A 12,381-nucleotide genomic window follows, 5' to 3' on the forward strand; every position below is an offset into this window, starting at 1 on the left:
TGCGCAGCCAATCGCGAGCAGGCTCGCTCCCACACCAGATCTATATTCACTGGAGATCCCCTGTGGGAGCGAGCCTGCTCGCGATGCGGGCGCCACGGTTATAAGGTCTTTTCGAAGATCTTCGAATTGCGCTGATAGTTGTACAGCGAAGCCCGCGCCGACGGCAGGCGTTCAACGCTGCTCGGCACAAACCCACGTTCGCGGAACCAGTGAGCGGTCCGGGTCGTCAGCACGAACAGGGTTTTCAAACCCTGGGCCCGGGCGCGGGTTTCGATGCGTTCCAACAGTTCATCACCCCGCCCGCCATGGCGATACTCCGGGTTCACCGCCAGGCACGCCAGCTCCCCGGCGTCCGAATCGGCAATCTGATACAGCGCCGCACAGGCAATGATCATGCCTTCGCGCTCGACTACGCTGAACTGCTCGATCTCACGCTCCAGCACTTCACGGGAGCGACGTACCAGAATCCCCTGCTCTTCCAGCGGGCTGATCAAATCCAGCAAACCACCGACATCCTCAATCGCCGCTTCGCGCACAATTTCAAATTGCTCCTGCGCCACCAGCGTACCGCCACCGTCGCGGGTGAACAGTTCGGTCAGCAGTGCACCGTTTTCGGCATAGCTGACGATATGGCTACGCGCCACGCCACCCCGGCACGCTTCTGCCGCCGCATCCAACAACTCGGCCTGATAGTTGCTGCCCAGTCGCTGCAAATGCGCCGGCACTTGTTGCGGACGCAATTCACGCACCAGACGACCGTTTTCATCGATCAAGCCCAAGTCGGCGCCGAACAGCAGCAATTTGTCCGCGCTCAGGTCGATGGCCGCACGCGTGGCGACGTCTTCGCAGGCGAGGTTGAAGATCTCACCGGTCGGTGAATAACCCAACGGCGACAACAGCACGATGGAGCGCTCATCCAACAGGCGATTGATGCCTTTGCGATCGACCCGACGCACTTCGCCGGTGTGGTGATAATCCACGCCTTCGAGCACACCAATCGGCCGCGCCGTGACCAGGTTGCCGCTAGCCACCCGCAGGCGCGAGCCCTGCATCGGCGACGAGGCCATGTCCATCGACAAGCGCGCTTCAATGGCGATGCGCAGCTGACCAACCGCATCGATCACACACTCCAGCGTCGCGGCATCGGTGATGCGCATGCCGTGATGGTAATGAGGGGTCAGGCCACGCGCGGCGAGGCGGGTTTCAATTTGCGGACGGGAACCGTGAACCAGCACCAGCCGCACGCCCAGGCTGTGCAACAGCACCAGGTCGTGGACGATATTGCCGAAATTCGGATGTTCCACACCATCGCCGGGGAGCATGACGACAAAGGTGCAATCGCGGTGGGCATTGATGTAAGGCGAAGCGTGACGAAGCCAATTAACGTATTCGGGCATGAACCTGGGCCTGTAATAAATAGCAGCCAAAAAATGGGCGACACTGAAAACGCACAGCGGGCTGATGGTTATCGTCGGAACAGGCTTGGCGACACGCGCGCTCTCCTCATGGATACGGGTTGGGACACTGGCAATTTACAACACCTGTAGGAGCCGAGCTTGCTCGCGATGGCGGTATAACAGTCGACGATGATGTTGAATGTTATGGCCTCATCGCGAGCAAGCTCGGCTCCTACAAGGATTGTGTGACGGCCGGTGTCAGGCAGTAATGTTCGATCAGCTGACGTAATAGATGCACCGTAGGCTGCAAACGTGACATTTCCAGGTATTCCCCAGGCTGGTGGGCGCAGGCGATATCACCCGGGCCAAGCACCAGCGTCTCGCAGCCAAGTTGCTGAAGATAAGGCGCTTCTGTGCCGAACGCCACTGCTTCGGCGCGATGGCCGGTGAGCTTCTCGGCAACCCGGACCAATTCAGCGTCCTCGGCCTGTTCGAAGGGGGGCACTTCGGGGAACAGCGGCGCGTAATCAATTTTCACCTGATGCCGTTCGGCAACCGGTTTGAGCCGCTGCAGAATCTCCGCACGCAAGGCTTTGGGGTCCATGCCCGGCAAAGGTCGCAGGTCAAACTCCAGCGAGCATTGGCCGCAGATACGGTTAGGGTTGTCGCCACCATGGATGCAGCCGAAGTTCATGGTCGGTGTCGGCACGCCAAACTGCGGGTTGCGAAATTCGCGCTGCCACAACAGGCGCAGACCGCGTAATTCGCCAATGGCATCGTGCATGGCCTCAAGGGCGCTATGGCCCAGTCTTGGGTCCGAGGAGTGGCCGCTCTGACCGAGAATGTCGATGCGCTCCATCATGATGCCTTTGTGCATGCGGATCGGCTTCAGCCCGGTCGGCTCGCCGATGACCGCCGCGCGGCCCAATGGACGCCCGGCTGCGGCCAGGGCGCGAGCACCGGACATTGAGCTTTCTTCATCGCAGGTGGCGAGGATCAGCAACGGTTGCTTGAATGGCTGATCGAGCAGCGGTATCACCGCTTCGATGGCCAAGGCGAAAAAACCTTTCATGTCGCAACTGCCCAGGCCTATCCAACGGCCATCGACTTCGGTGAGCTTCAGTGGATCGGTCTGCCACAACGCGCCGTCGAACGGCACCGTGTCACTGTGACCGGCCAGCACCAGGCCACCAGGGCCGGAACCAAAAGTCGCCAGCAGGTTGAACTTGCCGGGGCTGACCTGCTGGATATCGCAGGCAAAACCCAGATCACCCAGCCACGTCGCCAGCAAATCGATCACCGGGCGGTTGGTCTGATCCAGGCTCGGTTGGGTACAACTGACCGACGGTGCAGCGATCAGTGCAGCGAACTGATCTTTCATGGATGGCAAAGGCATCGCTGACTCCAACTCCCGAATTGAAGTCCATCATAGAACCATCCGGCGACAGGAATAAACCGTCGCGGCGCGTAGGAACGCTCACTCCTGTACACTGCACGACCTTGGCAGCCACACATTCCCCCGGCTGCGCTCCCGATCCTGGATTTTCCGGCCATGCAGAAAGAAACCGAAATCAAGCTCCGCGTCAGCCGCGAAACCCTCGCCGCCCTGCGCGAGCACCCGCTCCTGAAAAAACGCAACAAAAGTGGCTGGGAACGCCGTGAGTTGATGAATCAGTACTTCGACACGCCTGAGCGCGACCTGGCCCGCGCCAAGGTTGCCCTGCGCCTGCGCCGCGATGGCGAAGAAGTGATTCAGACCCTCAAAACCCGTGGCCAGAGCGTCGCCGGCCTGTCCGAGCGTAACGAGTACGACTGGAACCTGCCCAAAGCCAAGCTCGACGTGAAGAAACTCGACGGCGAATGCTGGCCTGAAGAATTGGCCGAGCTGGACAAGAAAACCCTCAAGCCGATCTTCACCACCGATTTCGTTCGCGAACGCGCTGAAATCGCCTGGGGCCGTGGCAAGACCAAAGTGGTCATCGAAGCCGCGCTGGACCTGGGCCACGTGATCGTCGGCAAGCAGAAAGAAGAAATCTGCGAGCTGGAACTGGAATTGCGCGAAGGCGAGCCGGCTGCCCTGCTGGAACTGGCCGCCGAACTGGCCGCGACCCTGGCCCTGATGCCGTGTGATATCAGCAAGGCCGAGCGCGGTTATCGTTTGTACGACGCCAACAGCTATTCGTTGAGCTTGCCGGCGCCGCAAATCACCGCCGAAACCCCGCTGGACGACGCCTTCGCCGCGCTGAGCTGGCATTTGCTCGGCAGCAGCCAGCGTCTGGCCGAGCAATATCGCTTCAACGGCCATTGGCGCCTGTTGCAGGACTGGGTCGAAAACCTCGCTGAATTGCGCGCACTGCTCAGCAGCCTGGGCCAAGCCGCACCACGCCAGTCGACGCACGATCTGCGCATTGCGCTGGACGCGTTGCTGGAAGACTGGCGTCCGCTGGTTCTGGCCGGTATCGAAGACGAAGACGTACGCAAAGCCGCGCCGGAACAATTCCTCGAAGAATTGGAAGACCCGCGCTGGGGCCTGTTCTCGCTGAACACCTCACGCTGGTTGTTGGCCCGCACCTGGGCGGCTGATCGCAACGTCCGTGGCAATCGCCAGGGCGCGGCGCAACTGGGCAGCTGGTTGCCGCGCCTGCTGGGGGAAGAAGCGACGTCCCTGCAATTGCAGCGTTATCAGCAACAGCCGGAAGACCTGGCCGAGCAACTGCCGCGCATCGAACGTATCCAGGCGTGGCTGCACCATGCCCGTGGCGTGCTGGACATTCCGGAAATGGATCGCTTGTACGGTGAGCTGAAACAGCTGGCGCAACTGGCCAACGAGCCGATCACCGATGAATCGCTGGATGCGCGTAAGCAGCAGGCGATTGCTGTTTATCAGAATCGTGCCTGGAAAATGCTGCTGCGCATGTAAGATAGCCTTCGCGAGCAAGCCCGCTCCCACATTTGACCGCATTCTTCTGGGAGAACTCGATTAAATGTGGGAGCGGGCTTGCTCGCGAAGGGGCCAGCAAATTCACCGCACAGCTTCAGACCGGCAAACTCGTCGTGGATTTGATCTCCGACAACGCCACAATCGAGTTCACTTCCTGTATCCCCGGCACCATCGACAGTTTTTCGAAGAAAAACCGCTCATACGCCTCAATGTCCGCTGTCACGATCCGCAGCAAAAAATCCACCGATCCCATCAGCACATAACACTCCAGCACTTCGGGAAAGCCGCGAATCGCCTCGGTGAACTCTGTGAAGTTCGAACGCCCGTGCGCGTTGAGTTTGATCTCGGCAAAGATCTGCGTGTTCAGCCCGATCTTCTTGCGGTCAAGCAGCGTCACCTGTGCGCGAATGATCCCCTCTTCCTTCATCCGCTGAATCCGCCGCCAGCACGGCGACTGCGAGAGCCCCACCTGTTCGGCGATCTGAGCGCTGGAGAGCGAAGCGTCCTGTTGCAGCAACGCGAGAATCTTGCGGTCGTAGCCATCCAGCTCGCTTTGCATAGAAAAACCTTCAATTGATAACTTATTGAATTACATGATTCGATTAATCGCCAATAAGCCCAATCATAGATAAGAAATGCCCCGCACCGAATGTAAAAATTCCTCCAGTGATTTTGGAGCCCCACCATGCCGCCTCTTGAAGCCGTCCACACCCTGCCCACCCGTGCCGACGTCTGGAACGTCAGCAACGCGCACTGCCGGGTTCACTATCTATTGCTCGCCGAAGCGGAACCGGACCTGCTGTGCCGGGCGCTCAATCTGTTCGCCTTGCAGTTTCTGACGCCACAACAGGTCAACGTGCAGCGCCACGATGACTTGCTGTCGATTGACATTGTCATGAACGGTCTCAGCTGGCACCGCGCCCAAGTGATTGCGGAAAAACTTCGTAACTTGATAAGCGTCTGCTCGGTCGAGCTGCAAGCGGCTGATGCGGCGTGGGATGAGCCGGCCCAGGCGGCGGGCTGAAAAACCTCGACACGGCTTTGTCCGGTAGTGGCCCAACGGTCGACAGGTCCGCGACTATCCTTGGCGCACTGTTGTTCATGAGGAGCCCGCATGTCCGTTCAACTTGCCATTCAGGACCGCTGGCTGGAGCTCAATGATTTGCTGCGAGAACTGGTCGCCCAAGGCTTTATCAGCCATGACTCGGCCGAGCACGCGCTCAATGCTCGCCGCCGACACGCCACCAATGGCCAGCTGCATCCGCTCGAATTCATTGCCAGCCAACACCTCGACGATCTTAGCCGTCCCGGTAAACACCTGGATCTGGAAAGCCTGACCCTGTGGTTGTCGCAACAGGCCGGTCAGCCTTACTTACGCATCGATCCGCTGAAGATCAACGTCGCGGCCATTACGCCGTTGATGTCCTACGCCTTTGCCCAGCGCCATAAAATACTCGCGGTGTCCATCGACCGCGACGCGGTCACCGTGGCCAGCGCCCAGCCCTACGTCAAAGGCTGGGAAGCCGACCTGACCCACGTGTTGAAGCTGCCGATCAAACGGGTCGTGGCCAACCCTGTCGACATCCAGCGCTTTAGCGTCGAGTTTTTCCGCTTGGCCAAATCGGTCAGCGGCGCAACCAGCGCCGATCAGCAGACCAGCACCCTGGGCAACTTCGAGCAGTTGCTCAACCTAGGCGCCAGCGACCTGGAGCCGGACGCCAATGACGCGCACATCGTCAACATCGTTGACTGGCTGTTTCAGTACGCCTTCCAGCAGCGCGCCAGCGATATCCACATCGAACCCCGACGCGAGCAAGGCACGGTGCGCTTTCGCATCGACGGCGTGTTGCATAACGTCTATCAATTCCCGCCACAGGTCACCATGGCCATCGTCAGTCGCCTGAAGAGCCTCGGGCGGATGAACGTCGCGGAAAAGCGCAAACCCCAGGACGGACGGGTGAAAACCAAGACCCCCGACGGCGGTGAGGTCGAGCTGCGGCTTTCGACGTTACCGACGGCATTCGGCGAAAAAATGGTCATGCGGATCTTCGACCCGGAAGTCCTGCTCAAGGATTTCGACCTGCTAGGGTTTTCCGCCGAAGACCTGCGCCGCTGGCAGGACATGACCCGTCAGCCCAACGGCATCATTCTGGTCACCGGGCCGACCGGTTCGGGCAAAACCACCACGCTATACACCACACTCAAGAAACTGGCGACGCCCGAGGTCAACCTCTGCACCATCGAAGACCCGATTGAAATGGTCGAGCCCGCGTTTAACCAGATGCAGGTCCAGCACAACATCGACCTGACCTTCGCCGCCGGCGTGCGCGCGTTGATGCGACAAGACCCGGACATCATCATGATCGGCGAGATTCGCGACCTTGAAACCGCTGAAATGGCGATTCAGGCAGCGCTCACCGGCCACTTGGTGCTCTCGACGTTGCACACCAACGACGCGCCGAGCGCGATCAGTCGCCTGCTGGAACTCGGCGTGCCGCATTACCTGATCAAAGCCACTGTGCTCGGCGTCATGGCCCAGCGCCTGGTGCGCACCTTGTGTCCGCACTGCAAGGCACCGCTGACGCTGGGCGAAGAGGATTGGCAAACCCTGACCAAACCCTGGCAAGCGCCGCTGCCGACCAACGCGCAACGCGCCATCGGCTGCCTGGAGTGTCGCGACACCGGCTATCACGGCCGCGCCGGCGTCTACGAAATCATGCAACTGACGGACGGCGTCAAAGCGTTGATCAATCCGGACACCGACTTGCTGGCGATCCGGCGTCAGGCGTTCAAGGAAGGCATGCGCAGCTTGCGGCTATCCGGGGCACAGAAAGTGGCGGCGGGTTTGACCACGATTGAAGAGGTGCTGCGAGTGACGCCGCAGAGCGAGCAAAAGTAAACGCGCTCGCCATGGAACTCGATTGTGGGTTGGCTATCCAAGGCCGCAGTCATCCCAGTGGAGTCACTCATCATGCGTTTCAAACTTGCTGTCGCCACCGTCGCGCTGCTGTCTCTTCCAGTCGGTTGCGCGATGGCTGATAGCTTTTGGCAAAATGTCCTCACCTCCGGTGCGACCACTGGCTCGACCTACCTGACGTCCAGGGACAACAAAATGGTCGTCGCCGCCCAGGACGATGCCAGCAGCTTTGTTGCCAGTGACGGCGGCATTCGCGGCCCTTACCTGGAAGCGGCGATGCAGAAAGTCCGCACCGACAACCCGAGCCTGCAAGCGACGGACATGGAACTGGCGAATGCGATTCTGGCGAAGAATGCGGTTGCTTCGAAATAAGTTCGCAGAGACAAAAATCCCCTGTAGGAGCACGGCTTGCCGGCGATGGCGTCCTTAAGGTCGCCATCGCCGGCAAGCCGTGCTCCTACAGGGGTTAGGTGTGCGGCGAGATTTCAGCGGTAGTCATCCACTGGAACACACGCGCAGAACAAATTCCGGTCGCCATAGACGTTATCGACCCGGTTAACCACCGGCCAGTATTTGTGCAGCTTGGTGTGCGCATCCGGCGTCACCGCCTGCTCGATGCTGTACGGCCGTTCCCATACCCCGGTGATGTCCGCCAATGTATGTGGCGAACGCTTCAGCGGGTTGTCCTCGGCCGGCCAATTGCCGTTTTCCACCTCGCTGATTTCCGCACGGATGCTCAGCATCGCCCCGATAAACCGGTCCAGCTCTGCCTTCGATTCACTTTCGGTCGGCTCGACCATCAAGGTCCCCGGTACGGGAAACGACATGGTCGGCGCATGGAAACCATAATCCATCAGGCGCTTGGCAACGTCTTCTTCACTGATGCCGGTCAGCGCCTTCAGCGGCCGCAGATCCAGGATGCATTCGTGAGCCACCCGCTCGTTGCGCCCGGTGTAGAGCACCGGGAACGCACCGGATAAATGCTGCGCCAAGTAGTTTGCGGCGAGGATCGCCACTTCGCTGGCGTCCGCTAGCTGTGGCCCCATCATCGCGATGTACATCCAGCTGATCGGCAGAATGCTCGCGCTGCCCCAGGGCGCCGCGCTCACTGCGCCGTTCTGTGGCAAAGGTCCGTCGATGGGCACCACCGGGTGATTGGCCACGAACGGTGCCAGGTGCGACCGCACCCCAATCGGCCCCATGCCCGGCCCGCCGCCACCATGGGGAATGCAGAAAGTCTTGTGCAAGTTCATGTGGGAAACGTCGGCGCCAATGTCCGCCGGGCGTGCCAGGCCAACCTGCGCGTTGAGGTTGGCGCCGTCCATATACACCTGGCCGCCGTGGCTGTGGATAACTTCGCAGATTTCGCTGATGCCTTCCTCGTAGACGCCGTGGGTCGAAGGATATGTCGCCATCAGGCAGGCGAGTTTGTCTCCGGCCTCTGCGGCTTTGCCTTTGAGGTCATCCAGATCAACGTTACCCGCCTCGTCGCATTCGACGATCACCACGCGCATCCCGGCCATTTGCGCCGAAGCCGGGTTGGTGCCGTGGGCCGAGGACGGAATCAGGCAGACGTCCCGCGCCCCTTGCTGACAGCTCTCGTGGTATTTGCGGATCGCCAGCAACCCGGCGTATTCGCCCTGAGCGCCGGAGTTGGGTTGCATGCAAATCGCATCGAAACCGGTGATTGCGCAGAGCCAGCGTTCAAGCTCTTCGATCATCAGCGAATAACCCATGGCCTGATCCTTCGGCACAAACGGGTGCAGGTTGGCGAACTGCGGCCAGGTGATGGGGATCATCTCGCTGGTGGCATTGAGCTTCATGGTGCAGGAGCCCAACGGGATCATTGACTGGTTGAGGGCAAGGTCCTTGTTCTCCAGTTGCTTGAGGTAGCGCAGCATCTCGGTTTCGCTGTGGTGTGCATTGAACACGGGGTGGCGCAGATAAGGCGAGGTGCGCAACAGCCCGTCAGGAATGCCGCAAGCCAGCGCTTCGGCGTCCAGTTCGTCGATATTCAGGCCATGATTGGCACCGAGGAACACATCGAACAACTTCGCGACGGTGGTTTCGTCCGAGGTTTCGTCGAGGCTCAACCCCAACTGCCCTCGCCCCAGAACCCGTAAATTGATCTGCGCCGCTTGAGCGCTTTCGATGATCGCGGTCTGGGTGCCACCGACCTCCAGGGTCAGGGTGTCGAAATAGTGTTTATTGAGGCGGCTGACGCCACGACGCTCAAGACCGGCAGCGAGGATGCAGGTCAAGCGGTGCACGCGTTGGGCAATTCGCTTGAGCCCTTCAGGGCCGTGGTAAACCGCGTAGAAACTGGCGATGTTGGCCAGCAACACTTGAGCGGTGCAAATGTTCGAGTTGGCTTTCTCCCGCCGGATATGTTGCTCGCGGGTTTGCAGGGCCATGCGCAAGGCAACATTGCCGCGAGCATCTTTTGACACGCCGATGATCCGCCCCGGAATCGCACGTTTGTATTCATCGCGGCTGGCAAAAAACGCCGCGTGCGGTCCGCCATAGCCCATGGGCACGCCGAAACGCTGGGATGAGCCGAAGACCACGTCGGCGCCCAACTCCCCCGGTGGCGTCAGCAATAACAGGCTCAGCAAGTCAGTGGCGACGCACGCCAGGGCTTGCTGAGCGTGCAGATGATCGATCAACGGCCGAAGATCACAGATCTCGCCGTGGGTGTCGGGGTATTGCAGCAGGGCACCGAACACCTGGTGCTGTTTCAAGTTATCCACTGAGTCGATGACCAGCTCGAACCCGAACCCTTCGGCCCGGGTCTGCACCACGGAAATGGTCTGCGGATGACAGTGCTCGTCAACGAAGAACAGATTGCTTTTGGATTTGGCGACGCGCTTGGCCAGCGCCATGGCTTCCGCCGCTGCCGTGGCCTCATCCAGCAGTGAAGCGTTGGCCAGTTCCAGGCCGGTGAGGTCGATGGTCAGTTGCTGGAAGTTCAGCAGCGCTTCGAGCCGGCCCTGGGCGATCTCTGGTTGATACGGTGTGTACGCGGTGTACCAACCGGGATTTTCCAGCACGTTGCGCACAATGACGGTCGGCGTGAGGGTGCCGTGGTAGCCCATGCCGATCAGGCTGGTCCATACCTGGTTTTGCTCGGCGTAGCTGCGCAATTTGGCCAGCGCCGCTTGTTCATCGAGGGCGGGCGGGAGGTCGAGCGCCCGGTTCAGCCGGATTCCCGGCGGCACCGTCTGCTCGATCAGTTCGACCCGGCTGCCGAGGCCGAGGCTGTCGAGCATCGCCTGCTGCTCGGCGGCATCAGGCCCGAGATGGCGGCGCAGAAAGGCATTGGGGTCGCGTAACTGGCTCAAGGACGGCAACTGGGACATGACGGGCTCTCTCTTGACTGGCGCTCAACGTCGATGCAACACGGTCAAACCAGCATAGCAGTCGATATCCGAGCGGATGGCTTGGCGCCGACGACCATTGCGGACATCATGCTCGGCATCTACCTAATGTCCGCTGATCAGGTGACTGTATTTATGAGCCAACTGCCTTTCCTGCCGTTCTCCAAACCCACCATCGATGAAGCGACGATTGCAGCGGTCGGCGACGTGTTGCGCTCGGGCTGGATTACCAGCGGCCCCAAGGTTCAGGCCTTCGAGCAACAACTCTCGGCGTATTTTGGCGGGCGCCCGGTGCTCACCTTCAATTCCGGCACCTGCACCATGGAAATCGCCTTGCGCGTTGCCGGGGTCGGGCCGGGCGATGAAGTGATCACCACGCCGATTTCCTGGGTGGCCACGGCCAACGTCATTCTCGAAGTCGGCGCCACCCCGGTGTTTGCCGACATTGACCCGATCACCCGCAATATCGACCTGGCACAGCTCGAAGCCGCCATCACCCCGCGTACCAAAGCCATCCTGCCGGTGTTCCTCGCCGGGCTTCCCGTGGACATGTCGCGTCTGTACGCACTGGCGAAGAAGTACAACCTGCGAGTGCTGGAAGATGCAGCTCAGGCGCTGGGCTCCAGCTGGAATGGTCAGCGCATTGGCTCGACCGGTGATTTCGTGTCCTTCAGTTTCCAGGCGAACAAAAACGTCACCTCGTCAGAGGGTGGCTGCCTGGTGCTGAACAATGATGAGGAAGTGCGACTGGCGCAGAAGTACCGTTTGCAGGGCGTGACTCGCAGCGGCTTCGATGGTCTGGATGTCGATGTGCTGGGCGGCAAGTTCAACATGACCGACGTCGCGGCAGCCATTGGCCTCGGGCAGTTTGCTCACATCGAAGCGATCACTGCTCATCGCCGTGAACTGGCCAGACACTATTTCGCTTGTTTTGGTGAGGATTTCGAATCGTTGTACGGGGCTCAACTGCCCCCGGCGGATTTCGAGAACAGCAACTGGCATTTGTTCCAGCTGGTGTTGCCGGAGCGCGGGGATGGCCAGCCGGCACGGGCGACCTTCATGGAGCAGATGCAGGCATTGGGCGTCGGTATCGGCTATCACTACCCGCCGATTCACTTGCTGAGTCTTTACCGCGAGCGCGGTTTCAAGGAAGGCATGTTCCCGGTCGCCGAACGGGTCGGCCGCCTGATTGTCTCGTTGCCGATGTTCACGGCCATGAGCAAAGCGGATGTCGAGCGCTCGGTGGCGGCGGTCAAGGCCGTTCTAAAGCCTTGAATCGTTCCTTGTAGGTGCATGGCTTGCCCGCGATGGCGTTTTCGAGGACGCCATCGCGGGCAAGCCATGCTCCTGCAAGAGCAACGTTACTCGCCGATGGCAGCCTTGTAACCGGCGGCGTCGAGCAGCTTTTCCAGGTCAGCCGTGTTGCTTGGCTTGAGCTTGAAGATCCACGCGCCGTACGGGTCGGTGTTGAGCAGCTCCGGGTTGGCGCTCAATTCTTCGTTGACCGCAATCACTTCACCGGCAACCGGGGAGTAGATATCGGAGGCGGCTTTAACCGACTCCACTACACCGGCTTGATCCTCGGCAGCAAACACGTTGCCAACTTCTGTCAGCTCCACGAACACCACATCACCCAGCGCTTCCTGCGCGTGATCGCTGATGCCCACGGTGACGGTGCCGTCGGCTTCCAGGCGGGCCCATTCGTGACTTTCGGCAAAACGCAGGTCGGCAGGAATATCGCTCATGTTC

10 protein-coding genes are annotated in these 12,381 nt (G+C 60.3%); 5 read left to right on the plus strand and 5 right to left on the minus strand.

Annotated features, from left to right (window positions below; genetic code table 11):
* Positions 1–98: 98 nt before the first annotated feature.
* Both argA and argE read right to left on the minus strand, forming a co-directional pair.
* Positions 99–1,397 (minus strand): amino-acid N-acetyltransferase, encoded by a 1,299-nt coding sequence (gene argA, locus ACA048_RS28125; RefSeq protein ID WP_497627173.1) that lies wholly within the window; start codon positions 1,395–1,397, stop codon positions 99–101.
* A gap of 232 nt (positions 1,398–1,629) precedes the next feature.
* Complete coding sequence (gene argE, locus ACA048_RS28130) at positions 1,630–2,793, minus strand: acetylornithine deacetylase (protein WP_497627174.1); 1,164 nt, start codon at positions 2,791–2,793, stop codon at positions 1,630–1,632.
* Between the two features lie 156 nt (positions 2,794–2,949).
* Between argE and ACA048_RS28135 the strand changes: the two genes are divergently transcribed.
* Positions 2,950–4,317 (plus strand): CYTH domain-containing protein, encoded by a 1,368-nt coding sequence (locus tag ACA048_RS28135; protein ID WP_497627176.1) that lies wholly within the window; start codon positions 2,950–2,952, stop codon positions 4,315–4,317.
* A gap of 115 nt (positions 4,318–4,432) precedes the next feature.
* Here the strand turns inward: ACA048_RS28135 and ACA048_RS28140 are convergent, their stop codons facing one another.
* Positions 4,433–4,897: an Lrp/AsnC family transcriptional regulator gene (locus tag ACA048_RS28140; protein WP_497627177.1), complete on the minus strand. Its 465-nt coding sequence runs from the start codon at positions 4,895–4,897 to the stop codon at positions 4,433–4,435.
* 126 nt (positions 4,898–5,023) lie between these two features.
* On the opposite strand from ACA048_RS28140, the gene ACA048_RS28145 reads away from it, so the two are divergent.
* From ACA048_RS28145 to ACA048_RS28155, 3 genes are all read left to right on the plus strand, one after another.
* Positions 5,024–5,362 (plus strand): ACT-like domain-containing protein, encoded by a 339-nt coding sequence (locus tag ACA048_RS28145; protein ID WP_497627178.1) that lies wholly within the window; start codon positions 5,024–5,026, stop codon positions 5,360–5,362.
* A 90-nt stretch (positions 5,363–5,452) separates the two neighbouring features.
* Entirely contained in the window at positions 5,453–7,237 is a 1,785-nt protein-coding gene (gene tfpB / locus ACA048_RS28150) for a type IV pilus assembly ATPase TfpB (RefSeq protein ID WP_497627179.1), read from the plus strand.
* Positions 7,238–7,309: 72 nt separating this feature from the next.
* Positions 7,310–7,627 (plus strand): DUF2388 domain-containing protein, encoded by a 318-nt coding sequence (locus ACA048_RS28155; RefSeq protein WP_497627180.1) that lies wholly within the window; start codon positions 7,310–7,312, stop codon positions 7,625–7,627.
* A gap of 113 nt (positions 7,628–7,740) precedes the next feature.
* Here the strand turns inward: ACA048_RS28155 and gcvP are convergent, their stop codons facing one another.
* Positions 7,741–10,614 carry an aminomethyl-transferring glycine dehydrogenase gene (gcvP, locus tag ACA048_RS28160; RefSeq protein ID WP_497627181.1) on the minus strand — a complete coding sequence of 958 codons (2,874 nt, stop codon included), beginning with the start codon at positions 10,612–10,614 and terminating at the stop codon, positions 7,741–7,743.
* A 153-nt stretch (positions 10,615–10,767) separates the two neighbouring features.
* Here gcvP and ACA048_RS28165 point away from each other — a divergent pair, with 153 nt between their 5' ends.
* Positions 10,768–11,907 carry a DegT/DnrJ/EryC1/StrS family aminotransferase gene (locus tag ACA048_RS28165; protein WP_497627182.1) on the plus strand — a complete coding sequence of 380 codons (1,140 nt, stop codon included), beginning with the start codon at positions 10,768–10,770 and terminating at the stop codon, positions 11,905–11,907.
* A gap of 86 nt (positions 11,908–11,993) precedes the next feature.
* Here ACA048_RS28165 and gcvH read toward each other — a convergent pair whose 3' ends face one another.
* A complete protein-coding gene (gcvH, locus tag ACA048_RS28170) occupies positions 11,994–12,377 on the minus strand; it encodes a glycine cleavage system protein GcvH (RefSeq protein ID WP_452628583.1) in 384 nt (127 codons plus the stop codon).
* Positions 12,378–12,381: the final 4 nt, after the last annotated feature.

This window comes from Pseudomonas sp. LBUM1659 (assembly GCF_059716045.1).

Excerpts from the sequence above, each read along its gene's own strand:
- argA (WP_497627173.1), bottom strand. The coding sequence starts at position 1,397 with ATGCCCGAATACGTTAATTGGCTTCGTCACGCTTCGCCTTACATCAAT.
- argE (WP_497627174.1), bottom strand. The coding sequence starts at position 2,793 with ATGCCTTTGCCATCCATGAAAGATCAGTTCGCTGCACTGATCGCTGCA.
- ACA048_RS28135 (WP_497627176.1), top strand. The coding sequence starts at position 2,950 with ATGCAGAAAGAAACCGAAATCAAGCTCCGCGTCAGCCGCGAAACCCTC.
- ACA048_RS28140 (WP_497627177.1), bottom strand. The coding sequence starts at position 4,897 with ATGCAAAGCGAGCTGGATGGCTACGACCGCAAGATTCTCGCGTTGCTG.
- ACA048_RS28145 (WP_497627178.1), top strand. The coding sequence starts at position 5,024 with ATGCCGCCTCTTGAAGCCGTCCACACCCTGCCCACCCGTGCCGACGTC.
- tfpB (WP_497627179.1), top strand. The coding sequence starts at position 5,453 with ATGTCCGTTCAACTTGCCATTCAGGACCGCTGGCTGGAGCTCAATGAT.
- ACA048_RS28155 (WP_497627180.1), top strand. The coding sequence starts at position 7,310 with ATGCGTTTCAAACTTGCTGTCGCCACCGTCGCGCTGCTGTCTCTTCCA.
- gcvP (WP_497627181.1), bottom strand. The coding sequence starts at position 10,614 with ATGTCCCAGTTGCCGTCCTTGAGCCAGTTACGCGACCCCAATGCCTTT.
- ACA048_RS28165 (WP_497627182.1), top strand. The coding sequence starts at position 10,768 with ATGAGCCAACTGCCTTTCCTGCCGTTCTCCAAACCCACCATCGATGAA.
- gcvH (WP_452628583.1), bottom strand. The coding sequence starts at position 12,377 with ATGAGCGATATTCCTGCCGACCTGCGTTTTGCCGAAAGTCACGAATGG.